This window comes from Exiguobacterium aurantiacum, assembly GCF_024362205.1.
Lineage (GTDB): Bacteria > Bacillota > Bacilli > Exiguobacteriales > Exiguobacteriaceae > Exiguobacterium > Exiguobacterium aurantiacum_B.
In genome coordinates, this window is the sequence record NZ_CP101462.1 from 92,501 (window position 1) to 111,188 (window position 18,688).

At 51.6% G+C, this 18,688-nt stretch carries 18 protein-coding genes, 2 rRNA genes and 1 other annotated feature (1 of these 21 only partly in view); all 20 genes read left to right on the forward strand.

The features are described from left to right. A 23S ribosomal RNA gene (locus NMQ00_RS00480) occupies positions 1-2,499 on the forward strand; it begins 415 nt to the left of the window's first position. A 57-nt stretch (positions 2,500-2,556) separates the two neighbouring features. Continuing rightward, positions 2,557-2,671, forward strand: a 5S ribosomal RNA gene (gene rrf / locus NMQ00_RS00485). Positions 2,672-2,820: 149 nt separating this feature from the next. Beyond that, positions 2,821-3,288 (forward strand): CtsR family transcriptional regulator, encoded by a 468-nt coding sequence (locus NMQ00_RS00490; protein WP_255177497.1) that lies wholly within the window; start codon positions 2,821-2,823, stop codon positions 3,286-3,288. Between the two features lie 127 nt (positions 3,289-3,415). Beyond that, positions 3,416-3,742 carry a UvrB/UvrC motif-containing protein gene (locus NMQ00_RS00495; RefSeq protein ID WP_233005503.1) on the forward strand — a complete coding sequence of 109 codons (327 nt, stop codon included), beginning with the start codon at positions 3,416-3,418 and terminating at the stop codon, positions 3,740-3,742. After that, a complete protein-coding gene (locus NMQ00_RS00500) occupies positions 3,742-4,785 on the forward strand; it encodes a protein arginine kinase (RefSeq protein WP_255177498.1) in 1,044 nt (347 codons plus the stop codon). Before NMQ00_RS00495 ends, NMQ00_RS00500 begins: the two co-directional genes overlap by 1 nt. Before the next feature lie 24 nt (positions 4,786-4,809). Next, the gene (gene clpC, locus NMQ00_RS00505) at positions 4,810-7,245 is read left to right on the forward strand and encodes an ATP-dependent protease ATP-binding subunit ClpC (RefSeq protein WP_255177499.1); all 2,436 of its coding nucleotides are present in this window, start codon (positions 4,810-4,812) and stop codon (positions 7,243-7,245) included. A gap of 54 nt (positions 7,246-7,299) precedes the next feature. After that, complete coding sequence (gene radA / locus NMQ00_RS00510) at positions 7,300-8,676, forward strand: DNA repair protein RadA (protein ID WP_021066579.1); 1,377 nt, start codon at positions 7,300-7,302, stop codon at positions 8,674-8,676. A 114-nt stretch (positions 8,677-8,790) separates the two neighbouring features. Then, positions 8,791-9,855: a PIN/TRAM domain-containing protein gene (locus NMQ00_RS00515; protein ID WP_021066580.1), complete on the forward strand. Its 1,065-nt coding sequence runs from the start codon at positions 8,791-8,793 to the stop codon at positions 9,853-9,855. A gap of 59 nt (positions 9,856-9,914) precedes the next feature. Continuing rightward, the gene (gene ispD, locus NMQ00_RS00520) at positions 9,915-10,592 is read left to right on the forward strand and encodes a 2-C-methyl-D-erythritol 4-phosphate cytidylyltransferase (RefSeq protein WP_369696458.1); all 678 of its coding nucleotides are present in this window, start codon (positions 9,915-9,917) and stop codon (positions 10,590-10,592) included. After that, complete coding sequence (gene ispF, locus NMQ00_RS00525; RefSeq protein ID WP_021066582.1) at positions 10,589-11,062, forward strand: 2-C-methyl-D-erythritol 2,4-cyclodiphosphate synthase; 474 nt, start codon at positions 10,589-10,591, stop codon at positions 11,060-11,062. The genes ispD and ispF overlap by 4 nt, the downstream gene beginning before the upstream one ends. 45 nt (positions 11,063-11,107) lie before the next feature. Further along, positions 11,108-12,565 (forward strand): glutamate--tRNA ligase, encoded by a 1,458-nt coding sequence (gene gltX, locus NMQ00_RS00530; RefSeq protein WP_255178652.1) that lies wholly within the window; start codon positions 11,108-11,110, stop codon positions 12,563-12,565. Then, positions 12,562-12,765 (forward strand) — a binding site (T-box leader). Its footprint overlaps the gene before it by 4 nt. Before the next feature lie 49 nt (positions 12,766-12,814). Then, entirely contained in the window at positions 12,815-13,504 is a 690-nt protein-coding gene (gene cysE / locus NMQ00_RS00535) for a serine O-acetyltransferase (protein WP_255177501.1), read from the forward strand. Continuing rightward, positions 13,473-14,870 (forward strand): cysteine--tRNA ligase, encoded by a 1,398-nt coding sequence (cysS, locus tag NMQ00_RS00540; protein WP_255177502.1) that lies wholly within the window; start codon positions 13,473-13,475, stop codon positions 14,868-14,870. The genes cysE and cysS overlap by 32 nt, the downstream gene beginning before the upstream one ends. Next, a complete protein-coding gene (locus NMQ00_RS00545; RefSeq protein WP_255177503.1) occupies positions 14,867-15,274 on the forward strand; it encodes a Mini-ribonuclease 3 in 408 nt (135 codons plus the stop codon). The genes cysS and NMQ00_RS00545 overlap by 4 nt, the downstream gene beginning before the upstream one ends. Before the next feature lie 106 nt (positions 15,275-15,380). After that, the gene (gene rlmB / locus NMQ00_RS00550; protein ID WP_255178653.1) at positions 15,381-16,133 is read left to right on the forward strand and encodes a 23S rRNA (guanosine(2251)-2'-O)-methyltransferase RlmB; all 753 of its coding nucleotides are present in this window, start codon (positions 15,381-15,383) and stop codon (positions 16,131-16,133) included. Continuing rightward, a complete protein-coding gene (locus NMQ00_RS00555) occupies positions 16,130-16,657 on the forward strand; it encodes an NYN domain-containing protein (protein WP_255177504.1) in 528 nt (175 codons plus the stop codon). Before rlmB ends, NMQ00_RS00555 begins: the two co-directional genes overlap by 4 nt. 221 nt (positions 16,658-16,878) lie before the next feature. Then, positions 16,879-17,520, forward strand: a complete 642-nt coding sequence (sigH, locus tag NMQ00_RS00560; RefSeq protein WP_131437959.1) for an RNA polymerase sporulation sigma factor SigH — start codon at positions 16,879-16,881, stop codon at positions 17,518-17,520. Between the two features lie 129 nt (positions 17,521-17,649). Beyond that, on the forward strand, positions 17,650-17,796 hold the full coding sequence (gene rpmG / locus NMQ00_RS00565) for a 50S ribosomal protein L33 (protein ID WP_131437957.1): 147 nt from the start codon (positions 17,650-17,652) through the stop codon (positions 17,794-17,796). A 34-nt stretch (positions 17,797-17,830) separates the two neighbouring features. Then, positions 17,831-18,001, forward strand: coding sequence for a preprotein translocase subunit SecE (secE, locus tag NMQ00_RS00570; RefSeq protein ID WP_012727692.1), 171 nt, complete (start codon positions 17,831-17,833; stop codon positions 17,999-18,001). A gap of 17 nt (positions 18,002-18,018) precedes the next feature. Then, positions 18,019-18,570, forward strand: a complete 552-nt coding sequence (gene nusG, locus NMQ00_RS00575; protein WP_255177505.1) for a transcription termination/antitermination protein NusG — start codon at positions 18,019-18,021, stop codon at positions 18,568-18,570. Positions 18,571-18,688 lie beyond the last annotated feature (118 nt).

Consider the following 18,688-nt stretch of genomic DNA (forward strand, 5'->3'; position numbering starts at 1 on the left):
GAGTACGGCGGGACACGTGAAACCCCGTCGGAATCCGGGAGGACCATCTCCCAAGGCTAAATACTTCCTAGTGACCGATAGTGAACCAGTACCGTGAGGGAAAGGTGAAAAGCACCCCGGAAGGGGAGTGAAACAGATCCTGAAACCGTATGCCTACAAGTAGTCAGAGCCCGTTAACGGGTGATGGCGTGCCTTTTGTAGAATGAACCGGCGAGTTACGATGGCGGGCGAGGTTAAGCCGATGAGGCGGAGCCGCAGCGAAAGCGAGTCTGAATAGGGCGCATCAGTCCGTCGTCGTAGACCCGAAACCAGGTGATCTACCCATGTCCAGGATGAAGGTCAGGTAACACTGACTGGAGGTCCGAACCCACGCACGTTGAAAAGTGCGGGGATGAGGTGTGGGTAGCGGTGAAATGCCAATCGAACCTGGAGATAGCTGGTTCTCCCCGAAATAGCTTTAGGGCTAGCCTCGAGGTGAAGAGTTCCGGAGGTAGAGCACTGATTGGACTAGGGGCCCCCACAGGGTTACCGAATTCAGTCAAACTCCGAATGCCGGCAACTTGTACTCGGGAGTCAGACTGCGAGTGATAAGATCCGTAGTCGAAAGGGAAACAGCCCAGACCATCAGCTAAGGTCCCCAAGTGTATGTTAAGTGGAAAAGGATGTGGCGTTGCACAGACAACTAGGATGTTGGCTTAGAAGCAGCCACCATTCAAAGAGTGCGTAATAGCTCACTAGTCGAGTGACGCCGCGCCGAAAATGTAACGGGGCTAAACATACCACCGAAGCTATGGATCCCGTAAGGGATGGTAGGGGAGCGTTCCAAGCAGCAGTGAAGCGGTATCGTGAGGAGCCGTGGAGCGCTTGGAAGTGAGAATGCCGGTGTGAGTAGCGAAAAGAGGGGTGAGAATCCCCTCCGTCGAAAGCCCAAGGTTTCCTGAGGAAGGCTCGTCCGCTCAGGGTTAGTCTGGACCTAAGCCGAGGCCGAAAGGCGTAGGCGATGGACAACAGGTTGATATTCCTGTACCGCCGTACCACCGTTTGAACGATGGGGGGACGCAGAAGGATAAGGTAACCGTGCGACTGGAAGTGCACGGACAAGCAGCGAGGCCGTCGGGTTGGCAAATCCGCCCGACACACAAGGCTGAGCTGTGACGTGGAGCCCGTAGGGCGAAGTACCGGATTTCACGCTGCCAAGAAAAGCCTCTAGTAAGGAGGTCGGCGCCAGTACCGTAAACCGACACAGGTAGGCGAGATGAGAATTCTAAGACGCGCGGGATAACTCTCGTTAAGGAACTCGGCAAAATGGTCCCGTAACTTCGGGAGAAGGGACGCTTATGGCAACATAAGCCGCAGTGAATAGGCCCAAACGACTGTTTAGCAAAAACACAGGTCTCTGCTAAATCGCAAGATGAAGTATAGGGGCTGACGCCTGCCCGGTGCTGGAAGGTTAAGGGGATGTGTCATCGCAAGAGAAGCACTGAACCGAAGCCCCAGTAAACGGCGGCCGTAACTATAACGGTCCTAAGGTAGCGAAATTCCTTGTCGGGTAAGTTCCGACCCGCACGAAAGGCGTAACGATTTGGGCACTGTCTCAACGAGAGACCCGGTGAAATCATAGTACCTGTGAAGATGCAGGTTACCCGCGACAGGACGGAAAGACCCCATGGAGCTTTACTACAGCCTGATATTGAGGCTTTGTACGCGATGTACAGGATAGGTGGGAGTTTGTGAAGCCGGAGCGCCAGCTTCGGTGGAGACACCCTTGGGATACCACCCTTTGCGTATAGAGTCTCTAACTCGCAGCCGTGATCCGGCTGGAGGACCGTGTCAGGTGGGTAGTTTGACTGGGGCGGTCGCCTCCTAAACAGTAACGGAGGCGCCCAAAGGTTCCCTCAGAATGGTTGGAAATCATTCGAAGAGTGCAAAGGCAGAAGGGAGCTTGACTGCGAGACCTACAAGTCGAGCAGGGACGAAAGTCGGGCTTAGTGATCCGGTGGTTCCGCATGGAAGGGCCATCGCTCAACGGATAAAAGCTACCCTGGGGATAACAGGCTGATCTCCCCCAAGAGTCCACATCGACGGGGAGGTTTGGCACCTCGATGTCGGCTCATCGCATCCTGGGGCTGGAGTAGGTCCCAAGGGTTGGGCTGTTCGCCCATTAAAGCGGTACGCGAGCTGGGTTCAGAACGTCGTGAGACAGTTCGGTCCCTATCCGTCGTGGGCGCAGGAAATTTGAGGAGAGCTGTCCTTAGTACGAGAGGACCGGGATGGACGCACCGCTGGTGTACCAGTTGTTCCGCCAGGAGCATCGCTGGGTAGCTACGTGCGGACGGGATAAGTGCTGAAAGCATCTAAGCATGAAGCCCCCTCCGAGATGAGATTTCCCTTTGAGCAATCAAGAAAGACCCCTCAGAGACGATGAGGTAGATAGGTCATGGGTGGAAGCACGGCGACGTGTGGAGCTGAATGATACTAATCGGTCGAGGCTTTGATCTAGTCTAATGGTTTGTATGAATTGATGAGTCTTCAGTTTTGAGAGAACGATCTCTCTTGTCTGGTGGCGATAGCGAAGCGGCCACACCCGTTCCCATGCCGAACACGGAAGTTAAGCGCTTCAGCGCCGAAAGTAGTTGGGGGTCTCCCCTGTGAGGATAGGACGTTGCCAGGCCAACGCGAAGGACGATCAAGCATCTGCTTGGTCGTCCTTTTTTTTTGTTTGAAGCGGTGTCGCAGTAGCGACATCGCTTTTCGTTTGCCTTTTTTTAAATCAATGATAGAATATAGTCAAAAGTCAAAGATGGTCAGAGGGTGGTGGAGATGAGAAACATATCGGATGTAATCGAACAGTATTTAAAGCAAGTGCTGAAGGAGAGCCAGGCCGAAGCGATTGAGATTAAACGGCAAGATATCGCCAAGCGTTTCGAATGTGTTCCGTCTCAAATCAACTACGTCATAAACACACGTTTTACCGTCGAGAAAGGTTACCTGGTCGAGAGTAAGCGTGGAGGCGGGGGATATATTCGTATTCGTCGCGTGATTTTACATGAAAAGCAAGACGTATTGGCCAGTTTGATTGATATACTACACGATCATCCCCGTCTTTCAGAACAACTTGTCGAGAACATGTTGGTTCGTTTGTTTGAAGAAGGGATGTTAAGCGAAAGGGAAGTTCGTTTACTGTACCACTTGTTGTCAGATGAAGCGCTCGGCTTAACCGCTGAGGACCGACATTTGATCAGGAGACAGCAATTACTCGCATTAATGAAGTTACTTAGTTACCATTGACTGATGGAGGCATACATCTATGCTATGTGAACGATGCAAACGGCGACCTGCCGTCAATGAAATTCAAGTAGTGGAGAATGGCATTCCCGTAACGCGTAAACTATGTCGTAATTGTACAGTAGAACTCATGTCAGGTTATGTACCGGTCGTGAAACGTTGTCCGACGTGTCAACTGACGCAAAACGAGCTGGCCCATCTACGAAAAGCTGGATGTGCTACTTGTTATACGGTATTTCGTGACGAATTGATTAAAATCACTCGGCAGTACCAACAAGGCCATGATGTTCACGTCGGTTCGATGCCAGATGCGTTGCGCACACCCGATGAGCGAATCGAAGAGCGACTCCAAAAGTTAGCAGGGGAGTTACAACGAGCCGTCGAACAAGAAGATTATGAACGTGCAGCGCGAATTAAAAAAGAAATAATTCAGCTGAAAGGACAAGGTGAGGCATGATGGAACCATTTCTCAAGCATCCACTCGGTCCGAAGATGAAAGAGCGGGCGAAGCTTGATGACTTAGTCATCTCAACTCGCATTCGTCTAGCGCGAAACTTAAAAGACACGGTCTTTTCTCCGGTCTTGTCTAAAGAAAGTCAACGTCAGCTCTGTCAACGCATTGAAACGTCACTCGGTGGATTACAAGGTTTCGAATATTTGCACATGGGGGCCTACGATTTAGTAACCCGACAAGCGCTCGTCGAAAAACATTTGATTAGCCCGACGATTGCTGGAAAAGAAGAAAGTGCCGTTTTCTTAAGTGAAGATGAAACAATCAGTGTGCTGATCAATGAAGAAGATCATTTACGCATCCAGACGTTACTTCCAGGTTATCAAGTGGAAGAAGCATTCGAACTCGCGAAACGAGTCGATGTCCTCTGTGGTGAGTCTCTCCCATACGCGTTTGACGAACAGCTCGGATATTTAACAACTTGCCCAAGCAATATCGGGACAGGACTTCGAGCGTCGGTGATGCTTCATCTCCCGGGTCTGACGTTAACAGGACGGATTACTCCTATACTGAAAGAACTTCGCAAACTCGGATATACGATTCGAGGACGGTATGGGGAAGGCAGCGACGCGGCGGGACGATTGTTTCAATTATCGAATCAGCGCACGCTTGGCAGTCATGAATCACAGTTGTTAACGGACTTTATGGAAGTTACGGAACAAGTCATCCAGGCTGAGCGACAAGCACGGGAAGAACTATTAGCTCGTAACCAAGACGAGTTAGAAGATCAGTTTTATCGCTCCTACGGAATTTTACGTTACGCGAAACTGTTATCATCGACAGAAGCGATTGAACGTCTGTCGGATTTGCATTTGGCGAGTGACCTTGGTATTTTGTCAGACTGGAGCCCGCCCCAGTTCCACGAATTAATTGTAAAGCTCCAATCAGGTTTCCTACAAAAACATTTCGGGAAAACATTATCTACGAAAGAACGAGATCGTGAACGAGCGACTCTCGTTCGTCGAACGTTAGATCATGGGTTAGTTTGATCCAACTTTAAGGAGGTTTTGTCAATGATGTTTGGTCGATTTACAGAACGAGCTCAGCGCGTATTAGCTTTAGCACAAGAGGAAGCGGTACGACTTGGCCATCATAATATTGGTACGGAACATATTTTACTCGGACTCGTCCGTGAAGGGGAAGGGATCGCCGCTAAGGCGTTGTTCGCCCTCGGACTCACGTCTGAAAAGATTCAACAAGAAGTAGAGGCGCTTATTGGCCGCGGATCAGAAAATGGCTCAACGATTCACTATACACCGCGTGCGAAAAAAGTAATCGAACTTTCGATGGATGAGGCTCGGAAGCTTGGACATTCTTACGTCGGGACCGAACACATTTTGCTCGGTGTAATTCGTGAAGGCGAAGGTGTGGCGGCTCGTGTCTTGAACAACCTTGGAGTCAGCTTGACGAAGGCGCGTCAGCAAGTGCTTCAACTCTTGGGGAACACGGAATCCTCTTCCAATGCGTCACAACCTGGAACGAGTGCTGCGACACCAACGCTCGACGGTTTGGCGCGTGATTTGACCCAACAGGCTCGTGAGTCGCGACTTGACCCAGTCATCGGCCGCGCTGGCGAGATCCAACGCGTCATTGAGGTGTTGTCACGCCGGACGAAAAATAACCCGGTCCTCATCGGGGAACCAGGGGTCGGGAAGACGGCAGTCGTGGAAGGGCTCGCTCAACAAATCATCAACAATGAAGTACCGGAAACACTTCGCAACAAACGTGTGATGGTACTCGATATGGGGACACTCGTCGCCGGAACGAAGTATCGCGGTGAATTTGAGGACCGATTGAAAAAGGTAATGGATGAGATTCGCCAAGCCGGGAACGTCATTCTTTTCATCGACGAGTTGCACACATTGATTGGTGCTGGTGGCGCTGAAGGCGCAATCGACGCATCGAACATTTTGAAACCGTCACTCGCGCGTGGGGAACTCCAATGTATCGGAGCGACGACACTTGATGAGTACCGGAAATATATCGAGAAAGATGCGGCACTCGAACGTCGGTTCCAACCGATTCAAGTGAATGAACCGACAACGGATGAGGCAGAACAAATCCTCTTCGGGTTGCGTGACCGCTACGAGGCGCACCATCGCGTCACGATCACAGATGAAGCGATTCATGAAGCTGTCGTTCTCTCGGACCGTTACATCTCGGACCGTTTCCTTCCGGATAAAGCGATCGACCTTGTCGATGAGGCTGCTTCAAAAGTGAGACTTCGTTCGTTTACGGCGCCACCAAACTTGAAAGAACTTGAAGCTCGTCTCGAGTCGATTCGCAAAGAGAAAGATTCGGCTGTTCAGAGTCAGGAGTTCGAAAAGGCTGCATCGCTACGAGACACGGAACAAAAACTTCGTGATGAGCTCGAACAGCTCAAGTCGGAATGGCAGAACAAGCAAGGGAACGAAAAGCTTGAAGTGACGAAAGAAGATATCGCTCAAGTCGTTGCCAACTGGACGGGTGTCCCGGTGACAAAAATCGCCGAAGAAGAGACGGACCGTCTCCTAAAACTTGAATCGATTCTACACGGTCGTGTCATCGGTCAAGATGAGGCCGTCAAATCGATTTCACGGGCGATTCGCCGGGCCCGTGCCGGCTTGAAAGATCCGAAACGTCCGATTGGTTCATTCGTCTTCCTCGGGCCGACGGGTGTCGGGAAAACCGAGTTGGCTCGTGCTGTGGCTGAAGCGTTGTTCGGTGACGAAGACGCCATCATCCGCATCGACATGTCGGAGTACATGGAGAAACACGCGACGAGTCGTCTCGTCGGGTCACCTCCGGGTTACGTCGGCTATGAAGAAGGCGGTCAATTGACAGAGAAAGTTCGCCGCAAGCCATATTCAGTCATCTTGCTTGATGAGATTGAGAAGGCCCACCCTGAAGTATTCAACATCTTGCTTCAAGTGCTCGACGACGGTCGCTTGACCGACTCGAAAGGACGTACGGTCGACTTCCGGAACACGGTCATCATCATGACATCTAACGTCGGTGCGGCAGCCCTCAAACGTAATAAATACGTCGGGTTCACTGTCGAAGATGACGTGAAACGTGAGTATACTGAAATGAAAGATAAAGTGATGGAAGAGTTGAAGAAAGCGTTCCGTCCTGAGTTCTTGAACCGGATTGACGAGATCACGGTCTTCCACTCGCTCCAAAAAGAACACATCCAAGAAATCGTTAAGCTCATGGCAGAGACACTTACAAAACGTCTCGGGGAACAAGGGATTGATTTCAGCTTGACCGAATCAGCGCTCGAGAAAATTGCTGAAGTCGGTTACGATCCTGAGTATGGCGCTCGTCCACTTCGCCGTGCCCTCCAACGTGAAGTCGAGGACCGACTCTCAGAGTCGATGCTCAGCGGAAGCATCACGAAAGGCAGCAAGGTGGCGCTAGATGTACAAGACGGCGAATTCGTCGTTCGAAATGAAGGTGTCGTTCAGTAAATACAAGGCTCCCTCTCTCTTGTGAGGGGGCTTTTTTAGACGGAAAGGAACATCATGGCAAAAATTAAAACGAAGTACGTATGTCAGTCATGCGGGTACGAATCCGCAAAATGGATGGGACGTTGCCCAGGTTGTAATGAATGGAACACGCTCGTCGAAGAGTTTGTCGAAGAGAAAAAGGCGAAACGGGGTGCCGCGTTCGTCCATAGTTCTTCTAGACAATTGAAACCGGAACGTCTATCAGACGTCGTATCGCAAGAAGAGACGCGCGTCCACACAAATAGCCAAGAGTTTGACCGCGTGCTCGGGGGTGGGATAGTGCCAGGTTCACTCGTCCTCGTCGGTGGGGACCCAGGGATCGGGAAATCGACGATCCTCCTTCAAGTGAGCGCCCACCTCGCCCACAGTGGGCGGAAAGTGCTCTACATTTCCGGTGAAGAGTCACTCAAACAGACAAAACTCCGGGCGGAACGTCTCGGTCTCCCGACCGAAGACTTATACGTCCTCGCCGAGACGGACATGTTGATGATCGAACGGGTCATCGATGAAGAAGAACCAGGGTTCGTCATCATCGACTCGATTCAAACCGTCTATATGGACGAGATTCAATCGGCTCCGGGGAGTGTCGCCCAAGTCCGAGAATGTACGGCAGCGCTCATGAAAATCGCTAAAACACGAGGAGTGGCTGTCTTTATCGTCGGTCACGTGACAAAACAAGGTTCGATCGCGGGACCTCGTCTACTCGAGCACATGGTCGACGCCGTGCTTTACTTCGAGGGGGAACGTCATCATACGTTCCGCATTTTACGGGCCGTGAAAAACCGATTCGGCTCGACGAACGAGATCGGCATCTTTGAAATGAAAGAAGGCGGGCTCGAAGAAGTGCTCAATCCGTCTGAAATCTTCTTGGAAGAACGAACTGCTGGCGTCTCAGGCTCCACTGTCGTCGCCTCGATGGAAGGGACGCGGACCGTGCTCGTCGAGCTACAGGCGCTCATCTCGCCGACCTCGTTCGGGAACCCGCGCCGGATGGCGACAGGAATCGATCAGAACCGGGTTGCGCTCCTCATGGCCGTGCTCGAGAAGCGTTCGGGTCTCTTGCTCCAAACACAAGATGCCTATTTGAAAGCGGCGGGTGGCGTCAAATTGGATGAGCCGGCCATCGACTTGGCGATTTGTATCTCGATCGCATCAAGCTTCCGGGATCGTCCGACTCGTCCGACGGATGTGTGTATCGGGGAAGTCGGCTTGACCGGTGAAGTCCGGCGTGTGTCCCGGATTGAGCAACGTGTCGCCGAAGCGGCCAAGCTCGGATTCACGCGGGCCATCATTCCGAAAAACAACCTCGGGGGCTGGACGGCCCCACCTGGCATCGATGTCGTCGGTGTCAGTACTGTGGATGAAGCGCTCCAACTCGCTATCCCGTTCTGACGGGCGCTTCCGGCAGTTTTTAACGCTTTGTAACGAACGCTTTCAAAAGAACCGTGTTACAATGAAAGTGTTAATTTCTTGAAATTTTAATTCATAATAAAGGAGGTGGAATGAGTGAAGATTGCTGTACGAATCGGATTTATTTTGATCGGACTCGTCGTCGGTTGGTTTGGTATTATCGAAGCGATGTTGTTATTAGGTGACCTCGGAGTGAGCGTACCGGCTTGGTTGACGATTCCTTACGTAGCTAGTTTGATTGGTGGACTTATCTTCTTCATTCTTAGTTTATTCTTGACCGATGGGGTCGTTAAATTTATCCGTTTTATCGAAGAACGGCTCGTCCGTTTACCGGTCGGTGATATTTTGTTTGGCTCGATCGGATTGATTATCGGTTTGTTGATCGCCTTTTTGATCAGTGTTTCATTAGAAGTGACGAATATCTTCTTGCTCAGCAAGATTGTGCCGATTTTTGTGACTGCTCTGTTCGGTTACTTCGGTTTCGCCGTCGGTTACCGGAAGCGGAACGAATGGATTAAACTGTTCGTCAAAAGTGAACGAGAGAAGCCGGCCGCGGAACCATTGCGCCGCTCGAACGATAAGATATTGGATACGAGCGTCATCATCGACGGTCGGATTGCCGACATTTCGAAGACCGGTTTCATCGAAGGGACGCTCATCGTGCCTCAATTCGTCATCGGCGAACTTCAATATATTGCCGATTCATCGGATACGTTGAAACGGAACCGTGGGCGTCGAGGCCTCGATATATTGAAGGAGTTGCAAGACAACGACCGCATCGAAGTCGAGATTTATGACGGCGATTTCGAAGACGTCGCCGAAGTAGACATCAAATTGATCAAGTTGGCCGAGTTGAAAAAAGGTATCGTCGTGACGAACGACTACAACTTGAACAAAGTGTGTGAAGTTCGGAACGTCCCAGTGTTGAATATTAACGATTTGGCCAATTCGGTCAAACAGATCGTCATCCCGGGAGAAGAGATGGTCGTGACGGTCATTAAAGAAGGAAAAGAACAAAATCAAGGTGTCGCCTATCTCGAAGACGGCACGATGGTCGTCGTTGAAGGTGGGCGCAAGCTGATTTCGAAGACGTTGCCTGTTGTCGTGACGAGCGTGCTTCAAACCTCGGCTGGCCGTATGATTTTTGCTCGTCCTGAATAAGTATGGAAAAAGAGACGCATCAGCGCTCTCTTTTTTCACGAACAGAGGTGAATGGAATGGTGCGTTATACGGTGGTCATCCCAGCCGCGGGTAAAGGAAAGCGGATGGGAGCCGATGAGAATAAATTGATGCTGACGCTACAAGGAAAACCGATTATCGTCTGGACGGTCGAGGCGTTCTCGAAAGATGCATGGTGTGAGCGCATCGTTCTCGCTGTGCGCCCCGAGGAACAAGGTTGGTTCGAGCGACAGTTGTATCATCTAGAGACCCCGATCACATACGTGACGGGTGGGGAAGAACGACAACAGAGCGTTCGGGCCGGTTTACAAGTCGTCGACCCAAATGGCATCGTTTTGATTCATGACGGGGCACGGCCGTTCGTACGTATCGATCAACTTCACGCTATCGCGGAAGCAGCCGAGACGGAAGGTGCGATTCTCGCCGTCCCGGTCAAAGATACGGTCAAACAAGTCACAGCCGGACAAATCAAACAGACGGTGCCACGTGAGGCGCTATGGCTGGCGCAAACCCCACAGGCATTTCCCGCAGCTGACATCCGAGCGGTCCATAACCAGGCAGAAAGGTCCGGATTCATCGGGACGGACGATGCGAGTTTATTCGAGTGGGCAGGCAAAAAAGTGACTGTGCTTACAGGTGACTATCACAACATTAAAATGACGACCCCAGAAGATTTATTGTTTGGTGAAGCGATTTTAACGAAGGAGGACTATCAATGAGAATCGGACAAGGATTTGATGTACATGCGTTCGCCGAAGGGCGTCCGCTCATTTTGGGAGGCATTGAGATTCCGCATGACCGTGGCTTGCTTGGCCACTCGGACGCGGACGTCTTGTTGCATACGATTGCCGACGCAGCGCTCGGAGCGATTGCAGCGGGGGATATTGGCAAGCATTTCCCGGACACGGACCCTGAGTTTAAGGATGCAGACTCGAAAGTGTTGTTACAACACGTCTGGCAACTCGTCAAAGCAGAAGGCTATGTGCTTGGCAACGTCGATGCGACGGTGATGGCGGAACGACCGAAGCTCCGAACGTACATCGACGACATGCGAGCGGTTATCGCCGAGTTGCTTGAAGCGGATATCAGCCAAGTGAACGTCAAAGCGACGACGACTGAAAAGCTCGGCTTCACAGGACGTGAAGAAGGAATTGCCGCTCAGGCGGTCATCCTGCTCAACCGCGCTTGACAAAAGTGGTATACTATTTGGGCAGAAGAGAAGAAAGGTGGAAATATTATGAGTGAAGTGCGCGTACGCTATGCGCCGAGTCCGACGGGTCACCTTCATATCGGGAACGCCCGGACCGCGCTATTTAACTATTTATACGCTCGCCACGCTGGCGGGAAGATGATTCTCCGAATCGAGGATACGGACCAGAAACGTAACGTCGAGAACGGTGTTGAAAGCCAAATGAAATACTTGGAATGGCTCGGCATCGATTGGGATGAAGGTCCAGGCCGCGGCGGCGAATTCGGTCCTTATTTCCAAATGGAGCGGCTCGACCTCTACAATCAATACGTGAACGAGTTGATGGATAAAGGACTCGCTTATAAGTGCTATATGACGTCTGAAGAACTTGAGGCAGAACGTGAAGCCCAAATCGCGCGTGGCGAAGCACCACGTTATTCGGGAGCACATCGTAACTTGAGCGACGAAGAGCGGGCGGCGTTCGAAGCCGAAGGACGTAAACCGTCGATTCGGATTCGTGTACCAGAGTCGGTCACGTACAAGTGGACTGATGTCGTCAAAGGGGACGTCTCGTTCGAGTCGAAAGACTTCGGAGACTGGGTCATCGTCAAACAAGACGGGATCCCGACGTATAACTTTGCTGTCGTCGTCGACGACCACTTGATGAAGATCAGCCACGTATTGCGTGGGGATGACCATATCGCCAACACACCGAAACAGATGATGGTGTATGATGCGCTCGGTTGGGACTATCCTTCGTTCGGCCATATGACCTTGATCTATAACGAGAACCATAAGAAGCTCTCGAAACGTGATGAGTCGATCATTCAGTTCATCGAGCAATATGCCGATCTCGGGTACCTTCCAGGGGCACTCTTTAACTTCATCTCGCTTCTCGGTTGGTCTCCAGTCGGTGAAGAAGAGATCTTTACGAAAGAAGCGTTCATCGAGATGTTTGACGCCGGTCGTCTTTCGAAGAGTCCGGCCGTCTTCGACCAACAGAAACTCGCTTGGATCAACAGTGTCTACATGAAACAGGCTTCGCTTGACGAAGTGGTGGCACTCAGTTTACCATTCTTACAAGAAGCAGGACGTTTACCGAACGCCTTGTCGATGGAACAGGCGGATTGGGCCACGGCGTTGATTGCCCTCTATAAAGAACAAATGACGCACGGTGCTGAAATCGTGTCGTTGACGGATTTGTTCTTCAAGGATGAGGTCGAATACGACGAAGAGGCCAATGCGGTCCTCGCTGGCGAAACGGTACCGGCTGTCCTCGCCGAATTCAAAGTTCAACTTGAAGCGATCGAGGAATTCACACCGGAAGCCGTGAAAGCAGCGACGAAAGCGACACAAAAAGCCACTGGCCAAAAAGGGAAAAACTTGTTCATGCCGATCCGGGTCGCGACGACCGGGCAGACGCACGGACCAGAGCTTCCGAACGCCATTTCATTGATTGGCAAAGAGCGTGTCTTGGCACGTCTCACAACATTATTAGCTTAAAGGCAATGATGAGGAAAGTAAGCGGTATGACACTTAACAGAGACTAGAACCCAGGCTGGAAGTTCTAGAAGCGTCCCCCGTCGAAGTGCACCTCGGAGCCGTTCCGGCGATACGTAGTCGGGACCGCGACTCGGCGTTAACGAGACTTGAGAGGGGAACTTTCCCAAACAGAGTGGAACCGCGCTTACGGCGTCTCTGTGCCTTGGCACAGGGGCGTCTTTGTTTTTGATATGGAAAAGGAGAACAATTATGGGATTTTGGAAAAGTGTGAGCGAAGATATTCGGAACGTGCTCGAGCTCGATCCGGCTGCCCGCTCAAAAGCAGAAGTCATTTTAACGTATCCGGGGTTACACGCACTTTGGGCACATCGAATCGCGCATGGACTGTGGACACGCAACGTGAAGTTAATGGCGAAGTTGATTGCCCAGACGAGTCGTTGGTTGACCGGGATTGAGATTCATCCCGGTGCGGTCATCGGCGAACGCTTGTTTATCGATCATGGGTTTGGCATCGTCATCGGGGAGACTGCCATCATCGGCAATGACGTAACGATTTATCAAGGTGTGACGCTCGGCGGGACGGGCAAAGAGAAAGGGAAGCGACATCCGACCATAGGGAACGATGTGCTCATCTCGGCCGGAGCTAAAGTACTCGGGAATATCACGATTGGCGATTGCGTCAAAATCGGGGCAAGTTCCGTCGTCTTAAAAGACGTCCCGTCCGACTCGACCGTTGTCGGAATTCCAGGGCGGGTCGTCATCCGGAACGGGGAGCGGGTCAAACAGCACGACCTCGATCATCGCTTCCCAGACCCGGACCGCGAATGCCAAGAGCGACTAGAACGTGCTGTCGCACAGTTAGAAGACAAACTTGCTTCATTAGAAAAACGGATGGAGGAAAAAACACATGATTCAGTTTTACAACAGCCTCACGAATAAGAAAGAACCGTTCGTACCAATCGTCCCGGGAAAAGTGTCGATGTACGTATGTGGACCGACCGTCTACAATTACATTCACGTCGGCAACGCCCGGCCGGCCATCGCCTTTGATACGGTTCGTCGCTATTTATCGTATCGGGGCTATGATGTCAAATACGTCCTCAATTTCACGGATGTGGACGATAAGATCATCCGGACTGCGAACGAACTCGGTGAGGACGTCACGACACTGACGAACCGTTATATCGACGCCTATCTGGAAGACACTGGCGCCTTGAACGTCTTACCGGCTGACGTCCATCCACGCGTCACGGACACGATGGACGAGATCATCACGTTCATCCGCGAACTTGAGACGCAAGATTTTGCGTATGAGGCGGGCGGGGACGTCTATTTCCGGACCCGTAAATTTGAGACGTACGGCAAATTGAGCCAGCAATCGATTGAAGACTTGCGCGCGGGTTCACGTGTCGACGTCGGGGAAAAGAAAGAAGACCCGCTCGATTTCGTCTTATGGAAAGCAGCGAAGCCAGGCGAACCGGCATGGGAAAGCCCATGGGGACAAGGTCGTCCGGGCTGGCATATCGAGTGCTCGGCGATGGCGAAGAAACACCTTGGCGCAACGATCGATATCCATGCCGGGGGACACGACCTCAAGTTCCCGCACCACGAGAACGAGATCGCCCAGTCCGAGGCGTGCAACCATACGAAGTTCGCCAACTACTGGCTGCATAACGGCTTCATCAATATCGAGAACGAAAAGATGTCCAAATCGCTCGGGAACTTCCTGCTCGTCCATGAGGCGTTGAAGGAAGTGGATGCGATGGTGCTCCGCTTCTTCATGTTGTCGGTCCACTACCGTCATCCAATCAACTATAGCCGTGAGTTAATCGAGCAAGCGGCGAACGGCTGGGACCGCATCAAGGAGGCGTATCAAAACGTTGAATATCGTCTATCGGTCACAGCTGGCCTGGAAGAGCCGAGCGAGGCGATGGAACGTAAACTCGCGACAATCAAAGCAGCCTTCATCGAAGCGATGGATGATGACATCAATACGGCGAACGCGGTGACAGTATTGTTTGATTTGGCGCGTGAAGCCAACATCTATGCGAAAGCCGATCACGTCTCGAAAGACACGCTCGAACACGTGATCACCCTATTCGAAGAATTGACAAGTGTGCTCGGGTTGACGATCAAGGCAGAGGCGGAGTTGCTCGACGCGGATATCGATCAATTGATCCAAGAACGGAACTTCGCCCGTGCGGAGCGGAACTTCGCCCGCGCCGATGAAATTCGGGATCTTTTGAAAGAACAGAACATTCAACTCGAGGATACAGCCCAAGGCGTGCGGTGGAAACGGTTATGAAACAACTTGCCCCCCAATTGAACGCCCTCGCCCTCGCCTACATGGGTGACGCCGTCTATGAGATGGCGGTACGGAAGCGTCTGCTTGGCCAAGGGATGACGAAACCGAACGATCTCCACCGCGGCGCCATCCGTTACGTGAATGCGGCAGCCCAAGCTGGGGTCGTGACCCACTGGATCGAGACTGGTGTCTTGAGCGAGGATGAGGCGGCCGTCGTCCGCCGCGGGAAGAATGCGAAATCGGGTTCCATCCCAAAACGGACGGATGTTCACACGTATCGGTACTCGACCGCGTTCGAGGCATTGATTGGCTACACATATCTAATGGAAAGAAGGGATCGCCTTGAAGAACTCATCGAACAAGCGTTCACATGGCTCGAAACCGAGTCATTCGAAACGACATGACGGAGGACGTGCGCAGGAGCAACGGTCATTCGACCGCCCGCGCGGCGAACGAAATGAACGCCCGAAGCGTCAAAAACTAGAACGACCAGATTATCAAGAAGTCGACGTGCTCGAAGAAGGGATCGATTTCCTTTACGGACGCAATCCGGTGATGGAAGCGCTCCGGAGCGGTCGCGATATGAACAAGGTCTTCATTATGGAAGGACAACAGAAAGGACCGCTCGCTCAAATCATCGGCATGGCCAACGAGGCATCAGTTCAAATCTCGTTCGTCCCGAAGACGAAACTCGAGAAGATGGCCGGCAGCGAGCATCACCAAGGTGTCGTCGCCGCGGTCGCCGCGTATGAATATAAGTCGATTGAAGACATGTTCGCGCTCGCCGAGTCAAAAGGAGAAACGCCGTTGCTCATCCTGCTCGATGAACTCGAAGACCCGCATAACCTCGGGTCGATTCTCCGGACGGCGGATGCAGTCGGGGCCCACGGGATTATCATTCCGAAGCGCCGCTCGGTCGGCTTGACGCAGACGGTGGCGAAAGCGTCGACTGGAGCGATCGAGTACATCCCGGTCGCGCGCGTCACGAACTTGACGCGGACGCTTGAAGAGTTAAAAGAGAAAGGGCTGTGGGTTGTCGGGACAGACGCGAGCGAGAGCCAAGACTATCGTCGCCTCGATGGGAACATGCCGCTCGTCGTCGTCATCGGTAGTGAAGGCAAAGGAATGAGCCGCCTCGTACGCGAGTCGTGCGACTTCCTCGTCCACATGCCGATGGTCGGTCACGTCACATCGTTGAACGCCTCGGTCGCAGCCGCACTTCTCTTGTATGAAGTGCATCGCTCACGTAACCCGTTGTCATGAGCATCAAGAAACGGGAATTGCTCCTCGTCGATGGTTATAACATCATTGGCGCATGGCCACACCTTCGCAAGCTGCGTGACATCGATTTTGAGAAGGCACGCACCGATTTGATTGAAGCGATGGCTGAGTATCAAGCGGTCACGGGTCGTGAAGTGACCATCGTCTTCGATGCCCATATGCGATATGGCCGGGAGTCGAAAGCGAATCAGAGTCGTGTCGCGGTCGTCTATACGAAAGAGAACGAGACGGCGGACGAGTGGATTGAGCGGCGCGCCCATGAACTCGTCGATGACCGGCTCGTGACGCTGTTCGTGGCGACGAACGATTTCACCGAACAGTGGGTCATCTTCGGACAAGGAGCGCTTCGGGTTCCCGCCAATGAATTATTAAAGGATTGGAAGCACGCCCAGGTGTTGATTGAAAAAGAGCGATCGGCACTCGAACAGGACCGGTCGAATCGAAAAACAATCGACCTCTCCCCAGACATAAGAGCCCGATTGGAAGAAATACGTCGCCGTAAATGAAGCGGTGAAAGATATCACGGACGAGTTCATGAAATGGACTCGTCTTTTGTTTTAAATTTGACATTTATTTGAAAGGGAATGTTGTATACTAATAGATATATGAGTTACACGATATGTAATTGACGGAATTTTTAGAATTTTGTTTGACGGTCGTTTTAACTGACGCCTATAATGAGAGCACAAACTTACATAAGTTCATCAATCGCCGGGGGGTAAGAAACATGAACGGATGGCCATACGAGCAGTTTGAAAGCATGTCGGACGAAGAGCTGGTCTTTCTTGCGCGTAATGAAGGGGATAGCGACGCTCTTGAATTTTTGATTGAACGTTACCGGTATTTCGTCCGGGCAAAGGCAAGGTCTTATTTTTTGATTGGTGCCGACCACGAGGATATCGTCCAAGAGGGGATGATCGGGCTGTATAAAGGTGTCCGGGATTACCGCGATGAACGACTCGCCTCGTTTAAAAGTTTTGCCGAGATGTGCATCACCCGCCAAATGATCACCGCCATCAAAACGGCGACCCGTCAGAAGCATATCCCGCTCAATTCTTATGTCTCGCTCGACAAACCGATTTTTGACGACGAGTCGGACCGGACGTTGCTCGATGTGATCTTGCCGCCGCATCCGACGGACCCGCAGGATTTGCTCGTCACGAGAGAAGAACAACTGTTCATGGAAGAAAAGATGGACGAGCTCCTGAGTGACTTGGAACGAAAAGTGTTACGTCTTTATTTGGACGGCCGTTCGTACCAAGAAATCTCAGACGACCTTGACCGCCATGTAAAATCGATTGACAATGCGTTGCAACGCGTGAAGAAAAAGTTTGAGCGGCATGTCGACGTCAAAACGATGACGAGCTAACCGATATTGACCGCACGCCTCCTATGTGATACTTTTAAGGCAGCGCCTTGTCCGTAGACGCCATTTACAGGAGGCGTTTTTTTTTTTCGCTCTTTTTTATGGGAGAGCTGTCGAAAGGGGCGCTCATGAATGGCAAAGAAAGTAAGTCTCGCGTGCTCAGCGTGCGGGTCGAGTGGTTATTCGACCATGAAGCAAGACGACGTGACGACACGGCTCGAGCTGAAAAAGTTCTGCCGGCGTTGCAATGCGCATACGACACACCGAGAATCGAAGTAATGTAGATTGGCATTCAACGTAGGAGGAAGCTACCATGAACTTTTTGCGCGATGTATGGAAAGAGTTAAAGAAAACGAGTTGGCCGACTCGTAAAGAGCTCACAAAATATACCATCACGGTCATCGCGACGGTCGTCGTGATCGGCCTGTTCGTGTTCGGCGTAGATACTGGTGTCAGCTATCTCGTCAACCTATTGATTAACTAAGGAAAGAGGTGAAAGCCGTGGAGAAACAATGGTTTGTTGTCCAGACGTATTCTGGATTTGAAAACAACGTCAAAGAAAACCTAGAACGTCGAATCGGTTCGATGAACATGGAAGATAAAATTTTCCGCGTCCTCGTTCCGACTGAAACAACGCAAGAAGAAGTTACACTTAAGAGTGGCGAGAAGAAGATTAAAGAAAAAGAAGTGAAGAGCTTCCCAGGTTACGTCTTCGTCGAGATGATCATGACGGATGATTCGTGGTATGTCGTTCGGAACACACCGAACGTCACCGGCTTCCTCGGTTCGACAGGCGGCGGCGCCAAGCCGATCCCGCTTCAACCGGACGAAGTGACGAACGTCTTGTCACAGATGGGTCTCATCGAGAAGAAAGATCGTTATAACTACGAACTCGGCGACCTCGTCCGTGTCAAAGAAGGCGCATTTGAGAACTTTGAAGGAACGATTGACGAAATCGAATCCGAAAAAGAGAAGCTCAAAGTTGTCGTCGACATGTTCGGCCGTGAAACAAAAATTGAGCTTGATTTCGAACAAGTTCAGAAAATTAACTAAACCCACTTGCCATTCGCGGAAACGGATGGTACAATCGGAAATGTTTGATGTTGTGCTATATTTCGGTACAAACTCGACCTAATAGATTGAGTGGGAGGGCGCACAACGTCCAAGAAAC